Raw genomic sequence first — 25563 nt, 5'->3', positions numbered from 1 at the left:
CAGCGTCGGAGACCGACGTTTTTCCCACACATTTCGGGAGATTGGGTGGAAATGCGCGATCATCTGAGCCATGGCAGTGCAGCAGAACGTCGGGCAACTTCTCACCAAGCGGGCATACCGCGAACCGGAGATCGAGGCGATCTTTGAACCGTCGAGCGATCGTCGTTTCTCATTCCGGGAGTTGAACGATCGTTCAAACCAGGTCGCTCACGCGCTTCGCCAGAGCGGTGTGCAACACGGCGACCGTGTCGGCCTCCTCCTGATGAACGGCGTCGAATTCGTCGAGTCGTTCTTTGCGGCTGGCAAGATCGGCGCCGTCAATGTCCCGCTCAACTGGCGTCTCGTTGCGGATGAACTCGAGTTCATCCTCGCCGACGCCGGTGCGACTGTGCTGGTCTACAGCGCAGACTTTGCAGAGGTCGTGAGTGAGTTGAAGGGTCGCGGCGGCAAGACCGCGATCACCACATGGATCCAGGTCGGCGGCGATGCAATGGACGGCGCAGTCGACTACGACGACTGGAGGTCGACAGCCGCGACCGACGAGCCCGCTCCCAGCGGGTCGGGCGACGACCTGATGTTCATCATGTACACAAGCGGGACCACCGGCCTCCCGAAGGGTGTGATGCATTCCCACGACACGGTGCTGTGGTCGATCCTCACCGCTGTTGCCACCGCTGACTTCGAAGCCGGCGACCGCTACCTCATCTCGTTGCCGATGTTCCACGTCGGCGCTCTGAATCCGGTGCTGTGTTGCATCTATGGCGGATGTTCGATCACTATCCTCAAGGCGTTCGACCCACTCCAGTCATGGGAACTGATCCGCGACGAGCAGATCACGATCACGCTGATGGTGCCAGTCATGTTGCAGTTCATGCTGGCGGTTCGGGACCCCGAGGTCCACGATGCGAGCTCGCTGCGCTGGGTGATGAGCGGCGCAGCGCCTGTCGCCAAGACCTTGATCGAGCAATACAACGACCTCGGTATTGAGATCCACCAGGTGTATGGCCTCACCGAGACGGGTGGCCCGGGCTGCCTCATCAGCTCTGCTGATGCGATCAAGCGAGCCGGGTCGACCGGTAAGTCGTTCTACTTCACGCAGGTCCGGGTGATCAACGAAGCCGGTGCCGATGTCGGCGTCGACGAATCAGGCGAGGTCCTGATCAAGGGACCGAACGTCATGGTCGGTTACTGGAATCGTGCCGAGGCGACGGCAGAGGCTCTTGTCGACGGGTGGCTGCACACCGGTGACGTGGCCACCATGGATGCCGATGGCTTCGTCACCATCGTCGACCGAGTGAAGGACATGCTGATCTCTGGTGGCGAGAACGTGTACCCGGCCGAGATCGAGAGTGTGCTGCTCGCTCATCCGAAGATCGCCGATGTCGGCGTGATCGGTGTGCCGTCGGAGAAGTGGGGCGAATCGCCACTCGCTGCTGTTGTGCTGAGTGATGAGTCGTTGACGGCCGACGAGGTGATCGAGTTCTGCAAGGGCAAGCTGGCGCCGTTTAAGGCGGTAAAGGCAGTCGAGTTTGTGACCGAGTTGCCGCGGAACCCGAGCGGCAAGATCCTCAAGCGTGAGCTCCGCGACCAGTTTGCCGAGGCCCGCACCGACTGATCGGATCCGGGACATCGGCGGGGCGCGGGCGCGATACGTTCTCGACGTATGGATCTTGGAATTTCTGGACGTCGTGCGGCTGTGGCTGCTGGATCATCGGGGCTTGGTCTCGGGTCGGCACAAGCCCTGGCTGCCGAGGGTGTGCACGTTGCAATCTGCGGACGTAACGAGGACCGGCTCAAAGCTGCCGCTGCAGTGGTCGGGCACAACTGCATACCGATCGTCGCCGACGTGTCCACGCCCGAGGGCGCGTCAGGGTTTGTCGACGCTGCTCGGAGTGCGCTGGGCGGAGTCGACATCCTCGTGCCGAACGCCGGGGGACCACCTCCCGGCAACTTCGAAAGCACGGACATGGACGCCTACCCGGCGGCGCTCGAACTCAACCTGCTCTCGATCGTGGCAATGTGCAAGGCGGCGGTGCCGGCCATGCGCGAGCAGCACTGGGGACGAATCGTCGCCATTACGTCACTGTCGGTGCGTCAGCCGATGGCCAACCTCATTCTCTCGAACACCGCGCGGGCGGGAGCGACCGCCTTTCTCAAGACGCTGGCGCTCGAGGTGGCAGAAGAGGGCGTCACGGTCAACACTGTGCAGCCGGGAGTTCACCGGACCCCGCGGCTCGATGCGCTCTACAGCGTTGACCAGCTCGACTCGATGCGTCTTGGTAACGCCGATGACTTCGGCGCACATGTCGCGTTCCTGTGCGGCGAGCCCGCCAAGTTCACCACCGGCCTGCAACTCCACGTCGACGGTGGCGCCTACACGGCCTTGCTCTAGCAAGAGCTCAGATGACGCCCAGTGCGGTGAGGTCGAGATCGAGACTCGCGGCGAACAGAGCGTCGGCGTCATCGAACACCGTGTTGAAGGTACCGAACAGTTCGAAGCTGACCATCCCAAACAATTTCGCCCACTGCGTCACGCCCAAGAGCAGCACGTTCTGATCGATGCGGCCGCCGAGCGGGCCGGACATTGCGTCGAGTTGGTCCTGCAGCGAGGCCGGGAGGTTTCGCGACAGCCGGAGCGAGAGGCTGTCGAGGTCGATGTCCGCCAGGATGCTGCTGAGCACCGCAGCGACCCGGGTCGCAGGGTCGACAGTGTGCTGAGGAGCGGCGTATCCAGGGACCGGTGATCCGTAGATCAGCGAATACTCGTTCGGATTCGAGCGGGCCCAGTTGCGCACCGCGTGCGCAGACGCGCGGAACCGGCCGGCGACATCAGCGCGCTCGCATGCGGCCTCGGCGATCTCGACGGCATCGCCAAGCTCGTTGTAGGACTCGACGATCAACTGGGTCAACAGTGCATCTCGGCTGGGGTAGTAGCGGTACAGCGCGGAGGAGGCGAGGCCGAGCTCGCGTGCGATGGCCCGGACAGAGAGTCCAGGGGCGCCTGATTCCGCGAGGTGTTTGCGAGCGATGCGCGAGACGTCGGCCAGCAATTGGGTGCGGGCGCGTGCTCGAACCCCCATGGGTGCGTGGTCGAGGTCATCTGGGGTGACGGCGTCGGGCATCCCTGCATTCTGCTGGATCCGATGGGCTCACGTCCAGAATCGAGAGCAGATGTCACAAAAGAGAGCACCGCTCTTGCAGTTCGAGACGCGAACCTGCATACTTGAAAGCGAGAGCACCGCTCTCTGATTCTCGAACTCGACAAGGAGCACCAATGAACAACTCAACCACCCACGTCATCGTCGGCGCCGGACCAATCGGGAGCGGAACAGCTCTCCGCCTTGCTGCTGCTGGTCACAGCGTCGTCATCGTCACCCGTTCGGGGTCGGGCCCCGACCATGCGAGCATCGAACTGGTCGCGGCTGATGCCGCTGACCAGGCACGACTCACCGATATCGCTGTGGGGGCGGAAACGATTTACAACTGTGCAAACCCGCCATACCACCGTTGGGCGACCGATTGGCCGCCACTCGCGGCGAGCCTGCTCGGTGCCGCCGAGACCACCGGTGCCCGGCTGGTGACGATGAGCAACCTGTATATGTACGCCGCAGACAGCTCTCCGATGCGGGCGACCGACCCGCTTGACCCGCCTTCGAAGAAGGGGGCCATCAGGGCTCAGATGTGGCGCGACGCGCTCGGGGCGCATGAGGCGGGTCGGGTCCGCGTCACCGAAGCGCGAGCGTCGGACTACTTCGGACCCGGCCTCGGCCAGAACGGCCACTTCGGCGATCGCGTGATGCCCAAGCTGATCGCAGGCAAGGCAGTCTCGGTCATCGGCCGCTCAGACGTGCCGCACAGTTGGAGCTACGTCGGCGACGTGTGCGACATGCTGGTCGTCCTCGGCACCGACGATCTCGCGCTCGGTCGGGCCTGGCACGTTCCAACCCAACCGCCGATGTTCGCCCAGGAACTGGCTGACGAAGTGAGTCGAATCGCCGGGCACGGCTCGGCCACAGTGAAGACGATCCCGAGCCTCCTCTTGGCACTGGCCGGTGTGTTCTCGAAGCCGATCCGGGAGATCGGCGAGATGCTGTATCAGTTCACCGCACCGTTCGAACTCGATAGCAGCGAGACGACCGCGACGTTCGGGCTCGAAGCAACACCACTGTCTGCACAGATCGACGCCACGATGACCGCGTACGGCGAACCTGCTCCGCAGGTCACCGCCAGCGTTGCCTGAGAGCTCTCAGGCCGTGGTGGCATCGGCAGACACGAGCGAGTCGCGGGTCTTGTCCGCCTCGTCATCGCCGAGCATTACATCGTCGATCGGCACGGAACGTGTGGCAAGCCAGACTTCGATGCGGTTCCAGAGCCAGAACGAAGCGCCGACGAGTAGCCAGCCGGCGATGGCGTCGACGATGTAATGCTCGGCGAAGTAGGCGAGGGCGACCGCCATGGCGAGGGGGTACGCCAACATCGCGACTCGGGCCCATGGATTGCGGACCCAGGGCCAGAAAAAGACCACGACGAACAACGCAAATGCCGAGTGCAGCGACGGCATCGCCGCGACCTGATTGGCCCAATCGCGACCGGTATCCCAGGCCTGGACGAAGCTCCCCAATCCGACGTAGCGCCAGCCGACACCGGTGTGGCGTGAGAGCGGCGGAAGCGCCTCGAGGTCAAGTCCGACCCGGTTTGTGCCGCCCGCGGCCATCCACGGTGGAGCGGTCGGCAAAAGAATGAACATCACGCACGCGCCAAACAGCAGCGTGGCGAATCGTCGCATGTAGCGAACCCATTGGTGTCGATTGATCAGCCAGAGTGCACCGATCACGATTGGGGGAACGATGAAATGGGAGTAATAGACGAACGACCCGACGACGTCGTACCACTGCACGTCGGTCACCGTGCGCAGGACTGCCTCGCCGTTCACGATGCGCTCGGCAACCTCGGTTCGGTGAAACGCGGCTTGCAGTTCCACCACCGGGTCGGCGCCGAAGAAGAGGAACCGATCGAGGTCGCGCACCGACTCGACCTGAATCGGCATGCCGAGACCGTCGGCGATGCCACGGCTTTCGTCGTATGCCAGCCACATTGCGACGAAGAGACTCAGGTCGCCAGCAGAGCGCACCCACTCGCGCCAGGGCCGGCCAACGCTGGCGACGGTCAGGAAAATTGCGAACGACCACAGCACCGACACGCGATCGATGATGATGCCGTTGGCAAAGAACCACCACACGTACGCGACGACGTACACGCCAATGAGCGACCAGCGAATTCTTGCCCACTCGATGCCTGCTGTGCGCAAGGCGCCCGCGTACAGCGCGATTGCTGACAGGCCGATGAGCGAATACCAGAGCACCCGCCACAGGCCTGAGTTCGAAATCGCCAGCAACATGGTCCGCAAACGCTACTGGTCAACCGTCAGCAGCCAGCACCTGAAAATTCACCGATTGGGTGAACCTGCGGTGCTCAGGTGGAGGCGATGGTCAGCGCACGCTTGGTCAGGACACGTGCGAGGTGCTGGCGGTACTCGACGCTGGCATTGAGGTCGCCCGTTGGGTCGGCCTGTGCCGCAGCCTCGGCGGCTGCGTCTTCGATGGACGCGCCGCTCGCGATGGCGGCACTGACGCTTGTCGCAAGAATCGGCACAGAACCCATGTTGACGAGGCCGACACCCGACTCGGTTCCGTTGCGCCACGCAGCCACGCCGACAATTGCCCAGTCCTGGGCGCGGCGGTTGAACTTCTGGAAGCTCCAGCCGGCACCGTTCATCTTGGGGACGCGGATCTCGGTGAGCATCTCATCTGGTGCCAGCGCGGTCGTCAAGAAACCCTCGAAGAAGTCGCCTGCAGCGATTTCGCGAGTGCCGTTCGGGCCTTGGGCTACATAGGTGGCGCCCATCGCCAGAGTGGTGGCGGGCAGGTCGGACGCTGAGTCGCTGTGCGCAATTGAGCCACCGATAGTGCCGCGGTGACGCACCTGCGGGTCACCGACGTGACCTGCGGCGTGCGCGAGTAATGGCGCATGCTGCTTGAGCACGTCAGAAGTTTCGACATCCATGTGGCGTGTCATCGCGCCGATCGCGATGTGGTCGCCGTCTTCACGGATGTAGGACAGGTCGGACAAGCGGCCGATATCGACCAGGACCGACGGCTGTGCCAGGCGCAGCTTCATCAATGGCAGGAGGCTGTGGCCGCCCGCAATGAACTTGGCCTCGTCGCCGTGCTGGCCGATGAGGCTGATTGCCTCTTCAGCAGATTCGGCGCGGACGTAGTCGAACTGTGCGGGGATCACTGGTTGGTCTCCTGATGGTTGGCTTGGGCTTGTTGAATTGCATTCCAGACGTTCAGCGGACTCGCTGGCATCTGGATGTCTTGCACGCCGAGCCCCGAGAGGGCATCGACCACGGCGTTCATGACGCACGGGGCAGCGCCAATGGTGCCGGCCTCGCCGACCCCCTTGACGCCGAGTGGGTTGCTGGGCGAGGGCGTGATGCTCTCACCGAGGGTGATCGGAGGAACATCGCTGGCCGCCGGCACGAGGTACTCCGCCAGGGTCGACGACTGCAGGGTGCCGTCGTCGTCGTAGCGAGCCTCTTCATAGAGCGCTTGTGCGATGCCCTGCACGACGCCGCCGTGCACCTGGCCGTCCACGATGAGCGGGTTGACCTTGTTGCCGCAGTCGTCGACGGCGACATACTGCAGCAGATCAACATCGCCGGTCTCGGTATCGATCTCGACGGCACACATGTGCGTCCCAAACGGCCACGAGAAGTTCGGCGGGTCGTAGGTGACCTGCGCTTCGAGGTTCGGCTCGAGGCCATCGGGAAGGTCGTGGGCCGTGAACGCTTCGAACGCGATGGCGGCGAGCGGCATTTCCTTGTCGGGCGAACCGGCGACGCGGAACGTGCCTCCGGAGAACTCGAGGTCTTCCTCGTTGGCCTCCATCTGATGAGCCGCGATCTTGCGGGCCTTGTCAATGACCTTGTCGCAGGCCATGGTGATCGCAACACCGCCGACGGGCAACGAACGCGAGCCGTAGGTGTCGAGCCCGAGTGGAGCGATGGCCGTATCGGAGTGCAGCACGTCGACGTCGGCTGGATCGACGCCAAATCTGTCGGCGGCGATCATTGACCAAGCCGTTTCGTGACCTTGCCCGTGCGGGGCGGTGCCGGTGACCACTTGGATCTTCGAGGTTGGCAGCACTCGGACGGTGGCTGATTCCCAACCGCCTGCTGAGTAGTTCAGTGACGCGAGCACTCGTGATGGGGCAAGGCCGCACATCTCGAAGTAGGTCGATACCCCGATCCCCAGTCGTTTCGTCGACCCGGGTGTGTTCTGTTCAGTCTGGCGGGCGCGCATTCCGGCGTAGTCGAGGAGACCCTCGGCAATGGAAGCTGCCTTGTCGTGATCGCCTGAGTCGTACACCAGACCGGTGAACGCCTCGTACGGGTAGGACTCTTTCGGGATGAAGTTGCGGCGACGCAATTCGAGCGGATCGATGCCAACCTTGCGGGCGAGCGCATCCATGGCATGCTCGATTGCGTAGGTGGCCTCGGGTCGGCCGGCGCCGCGGTACGCATCGGTCGGCGTCATGGTGGTAAAGACGCCGGTACATGAGAAATCGTATGCCTTCGGCAGTTCGTACACGCCGGCATAGAGAAACGCGCCGAACAGCGGGATGCCAGGTGTAACGAGTTGGAGGTAGGCGCCCATGTCGGCAGTGAGCCTCACCCGCATACCGGTGAGCTTGCCGTCAGCATCCGCAGCGAGTTCGATGTCCTGAATCTGAGCACGACCATGGACCGTGGCGAGGGCATTCTCTGAGCGTTCTTCGTTCCAGCGGACCGGCACCTTGAGGGTGCGGGCCAGCTGCACACACAGCAGTTCCTCGGCGTAGACGTCGAGCTTGGAACCGAAGCCACCGCCGACTGCGGGGCACACCACACGTAACTGGTGCTCAGGAATTCCGAGCGTCAGCGCCGTCATCACCTTCAAGATGTGGGGCACCTGTGTGGCGGAGTACAACGTCATGTCGCCACCGAAGGGCTGCGGCAACGCGACGACGGCGCGTGGTTCCATCGCCATCGGGATCAGACGCTGTTGGACGTAGCGTTCAGACACGACATACGCAGCCTCGTCCATGGCCTTTTGGCAGTCGCCGTCGTTCTCCTCAATGAGGAGCGGCCAGGTGTAGCTGGCATTCGTTCCGAGTTCGTCGTGAATAACGACGTCGTCGGACAGCGCCGCTTCGAGATCGATCACTGCGCGATGCACGTCGTAGTCGACGTCGATCAACTCGATCGCATCATGCGCGATCGAGTCGGTTTCGGCCAGCACGCAGGCGACGCCGTCGCCGACGTAGGCGACTTTTGATACCGCGAGCGGATAGTGCGCCGGGTTCTTCATGTCGTCGGTGACCGGCCACGCGCACGGCATCGGTGCGGCCCACTGGTCAGCCATGTCGGCACCCGTGTAAACGCTGTGTACCCCGGGCAATGCCAGGGCCGCTGACGTGTCGATCGAGGTGATCGTCGCGTGCGCGTGGGGGCTCCTGAGGACGGCCATGTAGAGGGCCCCCGGTACCACCATGTCGTTGGTATAGACCGCTTCGCCCGTGAGGAGCGCTGGGTCTTCCTTGCGGAGCATTCGTTGGCCGAGCACTCCGTTGCCGGCGGCGATTGATTCGTCGCTGGCGGTTTGATTGTCGATGACTGTCATTGCTGGACCCCCATCCAGTTCAAAGCCGCCCCCAATTGATTGTTCGTGAACTCAGGCGCTCGCCGCAGCGAGGACTGACTTGACGATGTTGTGATAGCCGGTGCAACGACAGAGGTTGCCTTCCAGGCCAAGCCGGACGTCCTCTTCGGACGGGTTCGGATTCTCGTCGAGCAAGCTCGTGGCGGCCATGACCATGCCGGGTGTGCAGTAGCCGCATTGCAGGCCATGGTTCTCCATGAAGGCCTGCTGCATCGGGTGCAGCGTGCCGTCGGCGTCGGCCATGCCTTCGATGGTCTTGATCTCCTGGCCATCGGCCTGCACCGCAAGGATGGTGCAGCTCTTCACAGCCTCACCATTGAGATGGATGGAGCAGGCGCCGCACGATGACGTGTCGCAGCCGATATTGGTGCCGGTCAAACCGGCGTGCTCGCGGATGTACTGAACAAGCAGCGTGCGCGGCTCGACGTCGTGCGTCTGCTGTGTGCCATTGATGTTGATCGAAACTTCCACGGAGAATCCCCCAGGTTTGTCGTGTGCGGACGTGTGCCCACCATCATGCCTCATCCGGCGGTGGCGAACGTCACGGAGAGTCCCCTCGTGCGCAAGTTCTTGCGTCCGCCGGCCGAGTCAACACGTTGGGAGTACCAACGGCGGTGTCGTCGCCTTGGGCGACAGCTACTTGCTGGCGTTGGCGATGGCGACGCGCGGGTCGCGATTCGCGTTGCCCGGATCCTGCAGTGAATCGCGGAACGCGACCATGGCATTGAGTCGTTGGTCATCGTCGAGTTCGGCGTCCATAATGCGCATCACGGACGGCTTCAGGTCACCGAATTCGAGCACGATGTCGTGGGCGACCTGATCGCTGGCGGGGAGCTCCTCCAACGGCGTGTTGCCGTCGAACCAGGGGCTGAGGATGGGCTTCTTGACCGCCATGGGCGTTCTCATTTCAATCGTCGAACGGAACACCGTACCGGGCGCTTGGGCAATCGAAAGAATGCGGCTCAGCTGGTGAGCTCGATGATGTCCTTGACCGACAGGTAGATCAAGAAGCCGATGATCACCGACGCAAACACCGTGTAATGCCAGCGCTTGGGGTGGTCGGCGCGCCAGAAGCGGCGAATCGAATAGACGATCGCAATCATCGCGAGGACCCCGATCACGAGACCGATGGCTGGGCCGACGCCGCTTGCGACCCCGACGATCGGCAGCACAAACGGCAACACCAGGTACATCACGATGCAGCGGCAGGCAGTGATCACGATCGACTTCTGGAATGCTGATCGGGCCTCGGCGTCCGTGGAGGTCTTTCCCTCGGGGAGTCGGAGTAGACGTCGCATGAAGCGGTCGGCCGACGAGTTGGATTGCACGCGAGGCGCTACCGACGAGGCCTCGGTGGTGGTGTCTGCCGTCGCGCTCACTGTCGGAGAACGGTACTCGCTGATCGGTCTGTCAGCACATCGTCAGGCGGAGACAGCGGCCAGCACATCGGCCGGGTGGTCGACGATGCGGTGAGCGCCGGCACCGCTCAGTTCGTCGGCCGAGCCAAAGCCCCAGGTGACGCCGACACAGTCGATGCCGTTGGCGAGCGCTCCCTCGACGTCATGATCGCGATCGCCAAGCATCACGACATGATCCCCGGGCGCAATGCCGAGTTCGGCCAAGCAGTAGGTGATGACCTGGTCTTTCGAACGGCGATTGTCGTTGAGGGCTGGGCTGGCGCCGGCTTCGTAGACGAAGTGCCGCGCGACGTCGAAGTGGGCGGTGATGCGCCGTGCGACCGCTTCAGGCTTTGCCGTGGCGAGTGCGAGGCTGAGACCGTCACGCAGCAGAGCTTCGAGCATCTCGGGGACGCCCTCGTACATCGCGTTCTCGAAGAGGCCGATGTCGTTGTACCGTTCGCGGTACTTCGCGACGACGGGGGCCATCTCGTTGACGGGCACACCGAGGATGGGAAACGAGACCTCGAATGGGGGCCCGATGATCGAACGGACCGCATCGTCGGTGGGTGGCTCGTATCCGCACTCGGCGAACGCGTACTGCAGTGATCGGGCGATGCCGGGCAGCGAGTTGGAGATCGTGCCGTCCAAGTCGACGAGGACGTGAGTGCGGCTCATGAGCTGCGGCGTCGGGTGAGCTCGCCGAGTCGGTGCAGGTCATCGGCAGTACCGACCGCGATGATGATGTGATGTGGCTGGATGTGTGTGTCGCCGGTCGGGTTGGTCGTGAAGACGCCGTCGGGTGAACGCAGTGCGAGCACGAGCGCCCCGCTCGCCTCGCGGAGGTTGGCGTCTTTCAGTGTCCTGCCGGCCAGCACCGACTCCGGTGGCACATCGAATTCCTGCATTCGGAACTCGAGTGAACGTTCATGCATGACCACGTCGATGAACTCAGCGACGTGTGGGCGAGCGACAAATGAGGCCATCCTCGCCGCACCAAGCTCCTGGGGGTTGACGACTCGATCGGCGCCGGCATTGGCCAATTTCGGCACGCTTTCGTCCTGGCGTGCGCGGGCCACGATGAACAGGTTCGGATTGATCGAACGACCCGACAGCGTGACGAACAGGTTCTCGGCGTCGCCTTCGAGCGCCGCAATCAGAGAACTGGCCCGCTCGAGCCCCGCTGCTCTGAGCGTGGAATCGAGGGTGGCGTCACCAACCACAACGGGGTGGAGGACATCTGCGACCCGATCGATGTCGATATCGACGACCACCACCGGGTGGCCGGAGCGCTCGAGGTCAGCGGCGACAGCCCGGCCGACGCGACCCCATCCGCAGACGACCGTGTGGCCACTGATCTTGCTCAGTTCGCGATCCATGCGTCGCCTCCCGACGAATTCTCGGAGTTGTCCCTCGACGACTACTTGCACGGCGAGGGTAAAGGTGTACAGCACGGTCGACACGCCGAGGACGATCAGCACCATGGTGAACCACTTCTCGGCGGTCCCGAACACCGCGAGCTCGCGGAAGCCGACCGTCGTGACCGTGGTGATCGTTTGATAGGCGGCGTCGAGCGGCGACAGGCCGAACGACCAGTAGCCGAGCATGCCGACCACGAACACCGTGGCAACCATGCCCAACGCCAGTCGCAGCCGCACGATGGTGGAGTTCACGGCGCCGACCGTAGTGCGTTCACGCCGTCGCACCCGTTGTCTCTCCAGGCCCGAGTCGTCGCCGGGCGAATCGGCGGGTCAAGTCTATGCAGTGCCCGCAGCCAGATCAGCTGGCAGAGTCGGCGCCGCGCAAGATCTCACGGATCAGCGGCTCGTAATGCTCGAGCGGGTTGCTGACGTAGTCGGCGTCGAATGCCTTCTGGTCGTACTTCGCGCAAAACTCTTCGGTGTGATCGAAGAACGGGTTGTCGCGGTGTACCTCGCGAGCCTCTTTGTCCATGCCGAGGTAGTGCCAGAAGTAGTAGCCCTGGAATTCACCGTGGTGCTTGACCATGAAGTGATTGGCCTCGGACACGAACGGCTTGACGATGCCCGCCGCGATGTCGGGGTGGGCGTACGGGCTCAGCGTGTCGCCGATGTCGTGAATCAGCGCACACAGCACGTACTCGTCGTCCTGTCCGTCCTTCTCGGCACGTGTCGCTGTCTGCAGGCTGTGCTCAAGACGGTTGACGGGAAACCCGCCGTGGTCGAACTCGAGCGCGCGCATCAAGTCGATGACACGGTCAGCGACCATGCTCTGCGTCACGCTGAGCTGCGGGGCGATGATCGCCCAATCCTCTGCGGTTGATTCCTCGAACGATGTGAACGAGGCGCGTTGATGTGTGTCGGTCATGGTGTGCTCCTGGCTCTCAGTGGGCGGCCTGAATGGCTTGCCACACGCGCTCGGCAGTGGCGGGCATGTCGATGTGCTTGACGCCGAGATGGCTGACGGCGTCGACGACCGCGGACTGGACTGCGGGTGTCGAGCCGATGGTGCCTGACTCGCCGATGCCCTTTGCGCCCAGCGGGTTCACGAAGGTCGGTGTCTCCATGTGGACGACTTCGAAGCTCGGCAGCTCAGCTGAGCTGATCATGCCGTAGTCGGCGAGGTTGGAGGTGATCGGGTTGCCGTCTTCGTCGTAGCGGACCTCTTCGAGGAGTGCCTGTGCCGTGCCTTGAGCGATGCCGCCATGGATCTGGCCGTCGAGCAGCAGCGGGTTGATGACACGACCGGCATCGTCGCAGGCCACCTGGCGGAGGTGCTTGACCTGTCCAGTGTCGGTGTCGACTTCGACAACAGCGATGTGCGCCCCGAATGGGAACGTTGCCATGTCTGCGACGAACAGCGTGTCGATGGTGAGCTCGTTGCCCTGTTGTCTCGATGCGACAGCGAGCTCAGCCCAGCTCTTTGCCACCGCTGGCGTTCCCGCGACGTGGAATGCGCCGTTGTCTTTGTCGAGCACGATGTCTGCGACGTCGGCCTCGAGGAGTTGGGCCGCGAGTTCCTGGGCCTTCTCGACCAGTTCGATGGCGCCCTGGTGGACGGCCGCACCGCCCTGTTGCAGCGAACGCGAGCCCATGGTGCCGCCACCGCTGGGGACGAGGTCGGTGTCGCCCCAGACGAGGGTGATCTTGTCCATCGGGATCCCGGTTTCGTCGTGGGCGAGCATCGCCCACACCGTTTCGTGGCCCTGACCGTGGGGAGAGGTGCCCGTGTAGACCGTGGCGGTTCCGTCGTCGTGAACTTCGAGCTTGGCTGCCTCCTGCTTGGGATCAACACCGCCCGTGATCTCGACGTACACGCTGACGCCGATACCGAGTTGCTTGGCATCGCCTGACTCGCGGCGGGCCTGCTGTTCTGCCCGCAGATCCGCGTACCCGGCGGTGTCGAGGGCCTTGTCGAGGGCCCCTTCGAAGTCGCCGACGTCGTAGGTCTGTCCAATGGAGGTGGTGTGCGGCTCCATGAACTTTGCGATCAGGTTCATGCGGCGAACCTCGGCTGGATCTTTGCCGATCTCGAGGGCGAACATGTCCATCGCTCGCTCGATCGCCGCTGTTGCCTCAGGGCGACCAGCGCCGCGGTATGCGGTGGTCGGTGTGGTGTTCGTGACGACCGACGTGGTGCGGCATTCGATGTTGGGGATGTCGTACACGCCAGACGCCATGGGTCGGGTGAAGAACGGCGCGAGGATCGTGCCCATACCAACGAAGGCGCCTGCGTCTTGAATCGCACGGAGTTGGTAGTGGGTGACTTTGCCCTCTCGGGTGCCGCCGATCGTGATGTACTGCAGTTGACCGCGACCGTGGCCGAGATTCATCATCGACTCGCTGCGTGTTTCACGCCAGCGCACTGGTCGGCCGAGCAGCTTGGCGATGGGCCCGAGGAGAAGTTCTTCGGGATAGGAGTCGATCTTCGCGCCGAAGCCGCCACCGACGTCAGGGGTGATCAGGTGAACGGCATCGGCATCTCCGCCGTTGGCTGCGATGAAGGCGGCCTTGGCGCCCTGTGCACCCTGGCTCGAGATCCACTGGACGAGACGACCCTCGTCCCACATGGCAGCAGAGGCACGAACTTCGAGTGGGCACGGTGCAACCCGCTGGTTCATGAAACGGCCGGTGACCGTGACCTCGCAATCGGCGAAGTACTCGTCCGCATCGGTGTTCTCGGGCATGCCGAGCGCCGTCGTGTCGAAGACGGCGTTGCTTCCAGCGGCTTCGTAGATCAACGAGTCCGAAGCGAGCGCGGCTTCGAGGTCGATGTGCGTCGGCAGGAACTCGACGTCGACGAACACCATCTCGGCTGCGTCGGCGGCTTGCTGCCAGGTCTCGGCCACGACGGCGGCGACTGGCTCGCCCACGTACCGCACTTTGTCGCTGGCAAGCAGTGTGCGTGCTGCGGCAGGGTTGAAGGGCGACGCGATCGGCTCGAGGCCGAGTGATTCGGCGGTGTGCACCGCAATGACGCCGGGCATGTCGAGTGCGCCGGCGATGTCGATTGCCTCGATCGTGCCGTGCGCAACCGCTGAGCGGACGTACACCACCTGGGCGGCTCCGTCGAGGCGAGGGTCCTTCAGGTCGTCGGCGTATTCACCGCCCGCTGTGAGGAACTTCGGATCTTCTTTGCGCTGAACGCGATTACCAAGAATGCTGCCACCAGCCACGTGATACCCCTGTCGTGGATTGCGGACCTCCGATGTGGATGTCCTAATGCACTGAACCTAGTCGGTGACGGCGGGTGCGGGCCCAGCCGTGCGCGCAGCAAAGATCTCGGTGACCACGTTGTAGGGCCAGCCGTCGGGGAGATCAGCGGGGAGCGGTGGTGTGGGGAGTACCGAGCGGCGCTGCTCGCCGGTCTGCATGTAGCCGATTTCCTCGCGGGCAGCCTCGCGGATGCCGTCGTCGGTTTGCAGGCGATCGACCTCGGCTGCGAGCTGGCCGTTGACACTGACAAGTGCATCGAGCTGCGTCTGGCGCTGCTCGAGATCGTCGTCTTGTTCGCGCCACGTGCTGATCGGCAAGACGAAGACGGCAGCGGCCATCGTGCCGATGACGGCGAGCGCAGCGATGCCAGCGAAGAGCGCGACCTTGGGTCGGCGCGAGAGACGTTTGTCAACCGGAATCGATCGAGTGATGTCGCCCAGGCGCGATGACCCTTCCTTGGAAGAGGGCAGGACCGGACGTTTGATCGATGTGGTCTTCGATCGGCTCACGAGCGCATTCTGGCAGTTCCCGGTGCGGATTCCGTGGCAGAGGCAACATTCAACCTCGACATGAACCTCAGCATCCATCGCGTGCCGGCGAGGCTGTCAGCCCAGCGCAACGACGCCGACCACGCCGATCAGCACCAACGCGCTCGCGGCGTACTCCTTGGGTTTGTGACGTTCGTGCAGCCACAGCGCAGAAATCGCAAACGCCATCAGGAGTTCGACCTGCCCGAACGTCCGCACCTTGGTTGCGGAGGTGAGCGTGACGGCGACCGCCCAGCCGGTTGATCCGCAGATGCTGAGGATGCCCACAGGGAGTGCGGCGCGCCAATGGTGTGCGACAGCCACCATCGCGGGCTTGTCGATCACCGCGAGCTGTGCCCCGTTGAGCACGGTCTGGATGCCGAGCATCACCGTGAGTGTGAGGATGGCCCTGCTCCATGCTGTGGCGTCGCCCAGCGACGTCGACGCAGCGCGAATGCCGATCGCGGCGAGCGCGAACCCAGCGGCGGCAGCAATACCCATCCACGCGGCGGGATCGAGCGAACTGTGCAAGGCGGAGCGGAGGTCACCTCGTGCTGCCAGCCAGGCCACGCCCACCATGCACACGAAGGCAGCGATCCATCCGGCAGGTCGGAGCGACTCGCCAAGAAGTACTGCCGAGGCCACCGCCACGATGACGATCTCAGTCTTCGAATAAACCGTGCCGATCGCGAAATCGCGCAAGTCGAATGATCGGAGCAGCGCAATCGTGCCGATGATCTGGGCGATGCCTCCGCCAGCGATGATCAGCCAGAATCGTGCGGGAATTGTCGGAAAGTCGGCGCGGAAGGCGCCGAACGTGACGACCGTCGCGAGCATCGCCAACGGGAAGCCGTAGGCATAGCGAACGAAACCGGCAGCATTGACTGACAGGATCGATCGCAACCGGTGCTGGCGTGACGTGCGCAAGATTTGGAACGTGGCGGCCGCCAAGGTGATCGGGATCCACATCTCATTTCTCACCTGATGTCATGAGAGTACCGACATGTCGACCCTGCTCGTCCATCCGGCGGGAGTCAGGCAGGCGAGACGGGGTACCAGGTGTCGTTGTTGACGAGGATGGAGCCGGCTTCGGTCGGGCCCCACGAGCCGCGGAAATACGGCTGGATCGGGCCGCCGTCATCCAGGGCCGGTTGCACGACGCGCCACGTGCCCTCGACGACGTCCTGTCGGGCGAAACGGCGCAGCGATCCGTGCAGTGCATCGCCGATCAATCGCTCGTAGGCGTCCTGTCGCTCGCCGAGCGCAGCTGCAAAGTCGACGTCGACATCGATTTCTTCGCTGTCCATGTCCGGTCCGGGCGTCTTGGCTTGGAGCGCAAAGGTGACGCCGTCACGCTTGCCGAGCCGGAGCCGAATCAGATTGCGACCGGGCGGCGGGCCGCCGGACTCGTCGAAGAGCATCCGAGGCGGCGAGTGCAATTCGATGACTGCTTCAGTGGCGGACTGTTCGAGTGCTTTGCCGACGCGGACATACCAGGGCACGCCTGCCCAACGCCACGAGTCGATCTCGAGGCGCGCAGCGATGAATGTCTCAACCTCGGATCCCTCGGCGACGCCGGGCTCGTCGCGGTAGCCGACGTATTGGCCCCGGACCATCGCGGAGGTGTCCATGGGTCTCATCGCCGCGATGACCTTGGCCTTTTCATCCTGGAGGAAGCCCGCGTCGGCACCCGCCGGCGGTTCCATCGCCAGGAGAGCGATGACCTGCAGCAGGTGGTTCTGGAGGACGTCGCGGATCGCGCCCACCGAGTCGTAGAACGCGCCCCGCCCCTCGATGTCGATCTCTTCCGACATCGTGACCTGCACGCTGCGCACGTAGTGCCGGTTCCAGATCGGCTCGAGCAGCGTGTTGGCGAAGCGGAACACGAGGAGATCTTCGACGGCCTCTTTGCCCAGGTAGTGGTCGATGCGGAAGATTCGGTCTTCGGGAAAGATCGAGTGCAGCGTCGCGTTGAGTTCGACGGCCGAGTCGTAGTCGCGGCCGAACGGTTTTTCGACGACGATGCGCCCGCGATGATGCAGGTCGACTGATGCCAGCTTCTCAGCAACCATCGGAAACAACGACGGCGGAATTGCCATGTAATAGACGGCGACACACGAATCGTGCTTGTCCAGGGTTGAGGTCAGATCGTTCCATGTGGACTCATCGGCGTAGTCGCCCTGGACGAGGTCGAGGCGTGCGCACAGCGAGTCGATCACGCCCGGGACAGGGTTGTCGATGTGCTGCTCGATCGAATCGCGGGCATGGGACCGGAAGTCGCTGTCGCTCCAGTTGCTCCGCGCAACGCCGATGACGGGCACATTCAGACTGCCCGATGCCTCCAGTCGATACAGCGAGGGGAAGAGCTTGCGCTTTGCGAGATCGCCGGTGGCTCCGAAGAGCACCAGCGCATCGGCGGTCGGTTGATTCGCGTTGATCTGTGCGGTGTCGACGTGTGTGAATCCGGGTGTGTCGGTCATCGGCTTGAGTCCTGCTGTTCTTTGTGCCCGCCGAATCCGGCCCGCATTGCTGAGAGCACCTTGTTGGCCATGCTGTCGCGGCCTCGCGACGAGAATCTTTGGAACAGCGACGCTGACAGGACCGGCACCGGGACGCCCTCGTCGATGGCGGCATTGATGGTCCACCGGCCTTCGCCGGAATCGCTGACGTGGCCGCTGTACCCGTCGAGTTGCGGGTCGCGTGCGTATGCCTCGGCGGTGAGGTCGAGCAGCCAGGAGGTCACGACCGAACCGCGCCGCCAGACCTCAGTGACCTTCGCCAGGTCGATGTCGTACTGGTAGTACTCGGCCGCGTCGAGCGGAGCGGTCTCGGCGTCTTGTGCGTGATCTTCGCTGCCGATGTTGGCGTTGGCGAGCACGTTGAGCCCTTCGCCGTACGCGGCCATCATCCCGTACTCAATGCCGTTGTGGACCATCTTGACGAAGTGGCCCGCGCCGCACGGACCGCAGTGCAGCCAGCCGCGCTCTTCGGGTGCGGGGTCGCCCGTGCGTCCAGGTGTGCGGTCGATGCTGCCGAGACCAGGCGCAAGTGAATTGAAGATCGGTTCCAATCGGGCGACAGCGGTGTCATCACCGCCGATCATCAGGCAGTAGCCGCGTTCGAGACCATGCACGCCACCGCTGGTCCCGACGTCCACGTAGTGGATACCCAGCGCGGAGTACTGCTTCTCACGGTCGACGTCGAGCCGATACCAGGAGTTGCCGCCGTCGATCACGGTGTCGTCGGCGTCGAGCAGTGGCATCAACTGTTCGAGCGTGTCACCGACGAAGGCTGCAGGCACCATGATCCAGATCTTGCGCGGGGTCTCAAGACCATCGACGAGTTCCTGGAGCGACCGGGCACCGACCGCGCCCTCGCCTTCAAGTTCGGCAATCGGTGCCTCGTTGAGGTCGTAGACGACACAGTGGTGTCCGTCGCCCATCAATCGGCGCACCATGTTGGCACCCATTCGGCCCAACCCGACCATGCCGAGTTGCTCGTTGTTCGTGTCGCTCATGGTCGACAGGTTGCCACGGAAGATGCCGAACGGAACCATGTTGTCCCCGACTTCACAGCCTGTTCAGCTCAGTCGCCCCGCACGTCGCGGTTGGGAAGGCCGGCGAGTGTGCCGTGCTCGTCGAGTGAGTCGATGACCGAACCGCCACCCAGCTGACGGACGCGGTTGAAGATGCGTTGTCGCGCGGTTTGCAGTTCAGTGGAGTGCGCACCGCTGACGGTGAGTCGGTCGAGTTCGTCGAGCCGTCTGGACACGTCGCTCCACGCGTCGGCTGGCGAGGTAATCCCGCGGTTTCGGCGATGGCTGCTGTCTTTCGCCAGCCGTCGGATCAACGCCATCTGGACCAGATGGCGCGTGACCGACCCCGGGTCGAATGTTGCGTCCGCTCGTTCGCCACTGCCGTCCGTCGCATTCAGCAGATCGGCGACGTACTTGGTCGAGACGTCGAACACTGCCCTGGCGGCTCCACCGACACCGGTCGCCACCTTGGTCGCCGACGCCAGGACGCCGATGATCTGACCTTGCCGCGCAGTGCGTGCTGCGGCAACGAGAGCAGCCTCCAGGTCCTCGTTGTGCCCAGCGTCGCGCAAGAGGCCGGCGAGATGCGACGCCTCGGACAAGGTCGCGCGTTCGGCGGCGACGTCGTCGGCAGTGGCAGCCAGCAAGATGCCGAGCAGCGAGACAGCCTCAGCATTGTGCAGCAGTGCGCCGAAGAGGTCGGTCATTGCTTCGTAGCTGGCGAGCGCGTCGTCGACCCCATCTCCGTTCCGATCGGCGTGGATGCCCGATTTGGTCAACAGTTCCTCGCTGTCGGAGCCGTCGATCGAGTGGATGAACATGGGGACGTAGTGCTGCATGGCAACCGCCAGTCCGCTCGCGACACCGGGTGCGAACCCACTGCGGTCGATGGGTGCATTGTTGGCCTGCTCAATGAACCAGCTGAACGCCGTGAACCCGTCGGAACGGCGATGGGGTTCCGTTAACCCGGCGTGGACGAGTGCGGCAACTCCGGGTGTCGCCGGTCGATTGACCCAGATGTCGAGACCGTTGTCGAACGCAAGGATCTGGCGCGCCACGTCGACATCGAGAAGCATGTCGAGCGAAGCATCTGGATCGTCGGCAACGCGCCGAAGCAGTGCATCAGTGAGCACCGCTCGGCGCAGGCCCGCTGGGCCCACGATGTCGGGCCGGCCGACGACAGCCCGTGCGACTTTGGCGACCAGGCCAGTCGGGAACACTCCACGAGCCAGGAAGAGCAGCAGTGCGTCGGTGTCGCCTGCCGTGGCGAGGAGCGTCGCTCGGAAGTCTGCGTTGTCGGCCACTCGCGCCTCGACCGCGTGCATCAGTGGGGCATACGTGACGAGTTCGCCGTATCCAACGTCGGCCTCGTCGTACCAGCCGGTGGTAGCTGCCCAGCGCTGCTCAAACGCGAAGAGCTCGACGATGAGCTCATCGTCGCTCATCAGAACGAAACGGTCCGAGCGCACAGAGCAGGTGCGCCATTCGGATGTATCGAGCGCCGAACGAGTCCAAGTGACCATAATGTCAGTCGCTCGGATGGCAGCGATGAGGGGCATCCAGTGGTCCTCGAGGGCCCGCACGGTGGAAAAGATCGACTGCATCGCGCTGGCCGCCGCGGGGTCGCTGGCCCGCAGACGGCGGAGGTCAGCGATGGTGTGACGCGTCTGCCAATCGAGTGCCTCGATGCGGTCAAGGCGATAGCCGACGGGGACCGTCAACGCACGTGACCTGCGTGGAGCACCGCGAGGTGTTCCGCTTCGGCGGCGCGCTGCTCGAGCAGATCGGCATGCCATCGCAGATCATCGACGTCGTTGCGGAGCCGTGCCTGCCGTGTCCGCAGAAGGTTGAGGCAGAACTGCGGATGGGTGCCCCGCCAGGTCGCTTCGCCAGCATGCAGATGGAGTGACAGCACGGGTGAGCGTTCGATCTCGGTGGCCAGCTGGCGGAGGTGGCGCGCGCGTTGCCGCAACGCGTGCGCAGAGTGATGTGACATGGCGCCTCCCGTGTTGGGCGCACCGTCGTTCGAGCGCCGTCATCCCTCCAGTGGGTTGGTGTCGGCTGCCGGTGGAAGACACAGCAGAATGCGCCGATGGGGGATCGCTGTTTCAACGTTTTCGAATTCGCCGCCTCTGACCTCGAATCCGTGGGCGACGTAGAAGTCGAGTACTGCAGTCCGAGCATTGGCCCAGACGTGGTCTGCACCTGACCTGCGAGCCCGGTCAATACCGGCGAGGAGGAGCAGTGAGCCGTAGCCGTGCCCCCGTGCGGCCGGGTCGGTCGCCATGCCGCGTAATTGGATGCCGGCATGGTGTCGATCGAGATCCGGTGATGGCGATGTCAGCCACGTCGAGATTGCGACGACCGTCTTCGTTTCCAACACGCCGAGGTGGGCGGTGGTGTCGAGGTCGTCGCCCTGCCATTCGACGACCGTCGAAGGTGTGCCGGCTCGGAGTACACGTCGACGAAGATCGTGAGTCTCCTGAGCTGACAGTTCGATCAGGGTCGCGTCATCCATTGATGTCATCCATGTGGAGCGAGCGGACGGCGATGGTCGCCGCTTCATCGGGATCGTGGGTGACGAGGATTGCGGTGATTGCCAGATCGGCGAGAAGAGCTGCGACGTCGTGGGCGAGCCGGTCGTGGAGTTCGCGATCGAGCCCGGTCAAGGGTTCATCGAGGAGCACGACGCTGGGTTCGACCGCAAGTGTCCGCGCCAGCGCAACTCGCTTCGCCTCGCCGCCCGACAGTGCGCTGACGTCGCGCGAGCCAAACCCGGCAAGACCGACGCGTGCGAGCCAGTCGTCTGCAGTCGAGCGGCGAACGACTGAAGGTGTTCCGGCCATCTTGAGTCCGAACGCGACGTTCTCGCCCACGGTCAGGTGGGGGAACAACTGATTGTCCTGAAAGACCATGCCGACACCGCGCTGGTGAGTGGGCACATGGGTGATGTCGTGGCCGCTGAGGGTCACGGTTCCGGCGTCGGGCGCCGCGACCCCAGCGATGACCCGCAGAAGGGTGCTCTTGCCGCTCCCTGATGGGCCGAGCACGGCCACCACCTCGCCCTGATCGACGGCCATCGTGGCCCGGGTCAGGACCGGCACCTTGTCGAATGAGAGGTCGACGTTGTCAACGGAGAGATGAGCCATCACCACTCAGTCTGGTCGATTGGCGGTGGGGCGTACGAGGGTGCGCAGTTCATGGCTGCGGTCGACCACAACGACGAGGGCGATGGTCACGGTCGCCAAGATTGTGGCCAGCGCATATCCTTGGGCTTGGAGCAGTGAACCAGTTCGCCCGAGCAGTTGTTCGATGGCGATCGGTACGGTCTCGCCGCCTGACCTCGACAGGAAACTGGTGGCACCGAACTCGCCCAACGAGATCGCAGCAGCCAGTGCGGCACTGACCTTCAGCGGGCGCCACAGGAACGGCACCACCACGGCTCGCCAGGCACGTGTCGGGGAGGCTCCAAGTGTTGCTGCGGCAGCACGTAATTCAGGGTCGACTGATCGCAGCACGCCGACGGTCGTGCGAACGACAAACGGCACAGCGACGAGCGCATGGCCGACCGGGACGAGCCACCATTCAGCGCGCCAGTCATAGGGCGCCTGATCGAACGTGATCAACATGCCGAATCCGATCGTGACCGCAGATGTGCCGACCGGAAGCATCATTCCCACGTCGAGAATGCGGCCGGCATTGCGAGCTGCGGCGATCGCCAAGCTGGCGAGTGCGCCAATGACGACCGCGAACAGCGTCGCCCACAGCGCGTTCTCCACCGAATTGCGCACGGCATCGAGCGGGTCGATCCCGAGACGGATGCCGGGCCGCACCTCGGTGCGACCGAGCTGTGTCCACGCCGCGGTCGACCAACCCGACGGCGTTGAGAACGACTGGGCAGCGAGTGCGACCAAGGGTGCCCCGCACACAGCGAACGACGTGATGCCGATCAGTGCAACTCGACGCCGCTCACTCCCACGCCGCGGAATTCGCCGGGCATTCGGTTCCAGGCCGAGCGGTCGGGAATGACGTCGCTGGGCCCGTGACGCCCACACCATCACCGCGGCGAGCACCACCAGTTGGAGGACGGACAACACCGCTGCGGTTCCGATATCGCCCAGCTGGATTGCCTGTCGCCACACCTCGACTTCAAGCGTGCGGGTTCCGGCGGCTCCGATCACTCGTACCACTCCGAACGAGGTAAACGTAAAGACGAACACGATCGACGCAGCAGCGACGAGCGCTGGTCGGATCAGCGGCAGCGTGATCATGGTGAACACGCGCCAGGGCGACGCGCCCAGGGACGCGGCGGCTCCTTCCATGTCCGTGGGCAGTTGCTCCCAGAACGGGCCAACGGTGCGCACAACGACGGCGAGGTTGAACACGACGTGGGCAGCGATGACCGCCGTAACACTCCGATTGATGCCATCGGGAAGGAGCGCCAGGAATGCAGCTCCCATGACCACGGTGGGCAGGACGAAGAGCGCCGTGAGCAATCCGAGCAAGAGTTGCCGGCCGCGAAAGTCGAATCGGGCCACGATGTACGCCGGAGCGAGGCCGACAACGATGGTGATCAGCGTCGAGATGACTGCCTGCCACAGCGTGAACCACGCAACTTCCCACGTGGCCGACCGTCCCAGGGTCGCGCGGACCGCGCCAGCATCGATGGCTCGCGACAACAAGGCCAGCAAGGGCCAGACATAGAACACGGCCAACCCGACCGCTGGCGGAATGGCCAGGGCCGCGATCACCCGACGCGGCAGCACGGTCATGGATTGCGATCAGCCCAGCACGAGGCTGGTCCAGGTGTCGATCCAGTCGCTGCGGTTCGCGTCGATGCGCTCGGACTCGACCGAACGGGACGATTCGGGGACAACAGCGAAGTCGATGAACTCCTGGGGGAGCTCGACTGCCGGGTTGCTCGGGTACACGAACAGGTTGAGAGCGAGCTCGGCTTGGAACGTGTCTCCAACCAGGAAGTCGAGCAGTTGTGCGGCTTCGTCAGGATGTTCTGTGCCAGCGAGCACGCCAGCGAACTCGATCTGACGGAAACATGTCGACTCGACCACGGCGGTAGGTGCGTCATTGCGAGCGGGCTCGGCGAAGATCACTTCGGCCGGCGGGCTCGATCCGTACGAGACAACGAGGGGTCGATCGCTGCCTCCTGCGCCGGTGAAGCTGCCGTAGTACGACTCCGTCCAGCCATCGAGTACCTGCACGCCGTTCTCGCGCAGCGCAGTCCAATAGCCCTGCCAGCCGTCGTCACCGAACTCGTCGATGGTGGCGAGCAGGAAGGCGAGGCCAGGGGAAGACGTCGCCGGATTCTGCACGGCGAGCAGGTCGGAGTACGTCGGGTCGATCAAATCGGTCAGCGACGTCGGCGGTTCGATGCCGGCGTCCGCGAACCAGGCCAGGTCGTAGTTGATGCACACATCGCCGAAGTCGACAGGTACGGCCAGTCCATCAGGCGAGAGTTGGGTGAACGCGGCAGGGAGCTTGGCTCCGACCGGCGTCGCTGCAGGTTCGAAGATGCCCTCGTTCAGTGCCCGCGACAGGAAGGTGTTGTCGATTCCCCACATCACGTCTCCCTCCGGATTGCCGACGGTGAGCGCCGCCTTGGACAGCATCGTGCCGGTATCGCCGGCGACGAGAATCTCGACGGCGATGCCCGTCTCGGTGCTGAACGCTTCGAGTGCCTCGTTCATCGACGTCTCGGCATCTGGAAATGAGTCATACGTGACCAACGTGATCGCGGCGGGTTCAGCCGTCGGGGCGTCATCGCTGGAACAGGCGGTTGCAAGCAACCCCACGGCGAAGATGGCACACGCTGGCGTTTTCATGGTCATGAGTGGTTCTCCGTTGGGTACGGGGGTTCGGCGGGGGGAGTTGGAGGAGTTGGAGTCGGGGCGTTGAAGATCGTCAGGACGCCGGCGGAGATGTGAATGGAAACGACGCCACCTGAGCCGACCTCGTTGCTCACACCCCAGCCGACCAGCGGGGCAAGGTCGACACTGTCGAGTGCCCACCTCGTGCCGCTGACCGAGACACCCGCGCAGGGACCATGGAGCGCAACGAGCGACAACGTCGAGACAGGGGGGAGGGTGAGCTGGAGTTCGCCGGGGCCGTGGAGCACGTCAAGATGTTCGCCGTTCCACCATCCGTCGACTCGTGGAATCGGCATCAGCCCGCGATGTCCGAGGGCGCCAATCGCTGTGATGCTGTGATCAAGGCGATTCCCCCCGCCGACGAGCGTGATCCGTGCGGGATGCATCTCGGCTGCAGAGGCGAGCGCCAGTTCAGTGTCGGTCTGGTCCTTGTCCGCCGAGTGGCGCGAAATCGTCGCGTTCGCTTCAGCCCATGCCAGTCCAGCAGGGCTCACCGAGTCGAGGTCTCCGATCAGACTCGACGGCGCGAGTCCGGCAGCAAGCGCATGGTCAAGTCCGCCGTCGACGGCCAGGATGATGGCCTCGTCAGGGAGTGTGTTGATGACATGGGGTGCGAGCGGTGCCGACCCACTGATGACAACGATGTGTTCGTGCACTCGATTCCTCCGCCGGCATTACCCGGATCAGGTTCTCGGGTCGATGACAGCGTGTCACCCTCTCAGCCCACCGATCCGTGAGCTCCCCGTTTGTGTCCTCCCAACAG

At 63.9% G+C, this 25563-nt stretch carries 25 protein-coding genes and 1 riboswitch; of the genes, 3 read left to right on the top strand and 22 right to left on the bottom strand.

What is annotated here, in order from left to right; translation table 11 throughout:
• Nucleotides 1–70 precede the first annotated feature (70 nt).
• Entirely contained in the window at nt 71–1615 is a 1545-nt protein-coding gene (locus ACH2DW_RS00550; RefSeq protein WP_394927753.1) for a long-chain-fatty-acid--CoA ligase, read from the top strand.
• Between the two features lie 48 nt (nt 1616–1663).
• On the top strand, nt 1664–2392 hold the full coding sequence (locus ACH2DW_RS00545; RefSeq protein ID WP_394927752.1) for an SDR family oxidoreductase: 729 nt from the start codon (nt 1664–1666) through the stop codon (nt 2390–2392).
• Between the two features lie 7 nt (nt 2393–2399).
• On the opposite strand, the gene ACH2DW_RS00540 is transcribed toward ACH2DW_RS00545, so the two are convergent.
• Entirely contained in the window at nt 2400–3122 is a 723-nt protein-coding gene (locus ACH2DW_RS00540; protein ID WP_394927751.1) for a TetR/AcrR family transcriptional regulator, read from the bottom strand.
• 152 nt (nt 3123–3274) lie between these two features.
• Between ACH2DW_RS00540 and ACH2DW_RS00535 the strand changes: the two genes are divergently transcribed.
• Nucleotides 3275–4240 (top strand): NAD-dependent epimerase/dehydratase family protein, encoded by a 966-nt coding sequence (locus ACH2DW_RS00535; protein ID WP_394927750.1) that lies wholly within the window; start codon nt 3275–3277, stop codon nt 4238–4240.
• Nucleotides 4241–4246: 6 nt separating this feature from the next.
• On the opposite strand, the gene ACH2DW_RS00530 is transcribed toward ACH2DW_RS00535, so the two are convergent.
• The 21 genes from ACH2DW_RS00530 to ACH2DW_RS00430 form a co-directional block, all read right to left on the bottom strand.
• Entirely contained in the window at nt 4247–5398 is a 1152-nt protein-coding gene (locus ACH2DW_RS00530; protein ID WP_394927749.1) for a phosphatase PAP2 family protein, read from the bottom strand.
• 74 nt (nt 5399–5472) lie between these two features.
• Complete coding sequence (locus ACH2DW_RS00525; protein WP_394927748.1) at nt 5473–6297, bottom strand: FAD binding domain-containing protein; 825 nt, start codon at nt 6295–6297, stop codon at nt 5473–5475.
• Nucleotides 6294–8723, bottom strand: coding sequence for a xanthine dehydrogenase family protein molybdopterin-binding subunit (locus ACH2DW_RS00520; RefSeq protein ID WP_394927747.1), 2430 nt, complete (start codon nt 8721–8723; stop codon nt 6294–6296). Before ACH2DW_RS00520 ends, ACH2DW_RS00525 begins: the two co-directional genes overlap by 4 nt.
• 51 nt (nt 8724–8774) lie before the next feature.
• The gene (locus ACH2DW_RS00515) at nt 8775–9233 is read right to left on the bottom strand and encodes a (2Fe-2S)-binding protein (RefSeq protein ID WP_394927746.1); all 459 of its coding nucleotides are present in this window, start codon (nt 9231–9233) and stop codon (nt 8775–8777) included.
• Nucleotides 9234–9398: 165 nt separating this feature from the next.
• On the bottom strand, nt 9399–9656 hold the full coding sequence (locus tag ACH2DW_RS00510) for a hypothetical protein (RefSeq protein WP_394927745.1): 258 nt from the start codon (nt 9654–9656) through the stop codon (nt 9399–9401).
• A 68-nt stretch (nt 9657–9724) separates the two neighbouring features.
• Entirely contained in the window at nt 9725–10141 is a 417-nt protein-coding gene (locus tag ACH2DW_RS00505) for a hypothetical protein (RefSeq protein ID WP_394927744.1), read from the bottom strand.
• A gap of 42 nt (nt 10142–10183) precedes the next feature.
• On the bottom strand, nt 10184–10837 hold the full coding sequence (locus ACH2DW_RS00500; RefSeq protein ID WP_394927743.1) for an HAD hydrolase-like protein: 654 nt from the start codon (nt 10835–10837) through the stop codon (nt 10184–10186).
• Nucleotides 10834–11832, bottom strand: coding sequence for a potassium channel family protein (locus ACH2DW_RS00495; RefSeq protein ID WP_394927742.1), 999 nt, complete (start codon nt 11830–11832; stop codon nt 10834–10836). The genes ACH2DW_RS00500 and ACH2DW_RS00495 overlap by 4 nt, the downstream gene beginning before the upstream one ends.
• A gap of 106 nt (nt 11833–11938) precedes the next feature.
• On the bottom strand, nt 11939–12505 hold the full coding sequence (locus tag ACH2DW_RS00490) for an HD domain-containing protein (protein ID WP_394927741.1): 567 nt from the start codon (nt 12503–12505) through the stop codon (nt 11939–11941).
• 16 nt (nt 12506–12521) lie between these two features.
• A complete protein-coding gene (locus tag ACH2DW_RS00485) occupies nt 12522–14813 on the bottom strand; it encodes a xanthine dehydrogenase family protein molybdopterin-binding subunit (protein WP_394927740.1) in 2292 nt (763 codons plus the stop codon).
• 57 nt (nt 14814–14870) lie between these two features.
• Entirely contained in the window at nt 14871–15362 is a 492-nt protein-coding gene (locus ACH2DW_RS00480) for a septum formation initiator family protein (RefSeq protein ID WP_394927739.1), read from the bottom strand.
• Nucleotides 15363–15458: 96 nt separating this feature from the next.
• Entirely contained in the window at nt 15459–16349 is an 891-nt protein-coding gene (locus ACH2DW_RS00475) for an EamA family transporter (protein WP_394927738.1), read from the bottom strand.
• Between the two features lie 65 nt (nt 16350–16414).
• Nucleotides 16415–17860: a glucose-6-phosphate dehydrogenase gene (zwf, locus tag ACH2DW_RS00470; protein WP_394927737.1), complete on the bottom strand. Its 1446-nt coding sequence runs from the start codon at nt 17858–17860 to the stop codon at nt 16415–16417.
• Nucleotides 17857–18897 carry a phosphogluconate dehydrogenase (NAD(+)-dependent, decarboxylating) gene (gene gnd, locus ACH2DW_RS00465; protein WP_394927736.1) on the bottom strand — a complete coding sequence of 347 codons (1041 nt, stop codon included), beginning with the start codon at nt 18895–18897 and terminating at the stop codon, nt 17857–17859. The genes zwf and gnd overlap by 4 nt, the downstream gene beginning before the upstream one ends.
• Before the next feature lie 68 nt (nt 18898–18965).
• A complete protein-coding gene (locus ACH2DW_RS00460) occupies nt 18966–20636 on the bottom strand; it encodes a hypothetical protein (RefSeq protein ID WP_394927735.1) in 1671 nt (556 codons plus the stop codon).
• Nucleotides 20633–20911: a hypothetical protein gene (locus tag ACH2DW_RS00455; RefSeq protein WP_394927734.1), complete on the bottom strand. Its 279-nt coding sequence runs from the start codon at nt 20909–20911 to the stop codon at nt 20633–20635. The genes ACH2DW_RS00460 and ACH2DW_RS00455 overlap by 4 nt, the downstream gene beginning before the upstream one ends.
• A 39-nt stretch (nt 20912–20950) precedes the next feature.
• A complete protein-coding gene (locus ACH2DW_RS00450; protein ID WP_394927733.1) occupies nt 20951–21433 on the bottom strand; it encodes a GNAT family N-acetyltransferase in 483 nt (160 codons plus the stop codon).
• Nucleotides 21426–22064 carry an ABC transporter ATP-binding protein gene (locus ACH2DW_RS00445; protein WP_394927732.1) on the bottom strand — a complete coding sequence of 213 codons (639 nt, stop codon included), beginning with the start codon at nt 22062–22064 and terminating at the stop codon, nt 21426–21428. Before ACH2DW_RS00445 ends, ACH2DW_RS00450 begins: the two co-directional genes overlap by 8 nt.
• Before the next feature lie 6 nt (nt 22065–22070).
• Nucleotides 22071–23687, bottom strand: coding sequence for an ABC transporter permease (locus ACH2DW_RS00440; protein WP_394927731.1), 1617 nt, complete (start codon nt 23685–23687; stop codon nt 22071–22073).
• Nucleotides 23688–23696: 9 nt separating this feature from the next.
• Entirely contained in the window at nt 23697–24761 is a 1065-nt protein-coding gene (locus tag ACH2DW_RS00435) for a thiamine ABC transporter substrate binding subunit (protein WP_394927730.1), read from the bottom strand.
• A complete protein-coding gene (locus tag ACH2DW_RS00430; RefSeq protein WP_394927729.1) occupies nt 24758–25456 on the bottom strand; it encodes a thiamine diphosphokinase in 699 nt (232 codons plus the stop codon). The genes ACH2DW_RS00435 and ACH2DW_RS00430 overlap by 4 nt, the downstream gene beginning before the upstream one ends.
• Nucleotides 25443–25555: riboswitch (TPP riboswitch) on the bottom strand. (Overlaps the previous gene by 14 nt.)
• Between the last annotated feature and the right edge of the window lie 8 nt (nt 25556–25563).

Source organism: uncultured Ilumatobacter sp. (assembly GCF_963980585.1).
In the GTDB taxonomy this organism is placed as follows: domain Bacteria; phylum Actinomycetota; class Acidimicrobiia; order Acidimicrobiales; family Ilumatobacteraceae; genus Ilumatobacter_A.
The sequence above is the reverse complement of the archived record's forward strand: the minus strand, read 5'-3'. Positions and strand labels throughout refer to the sequence as shown.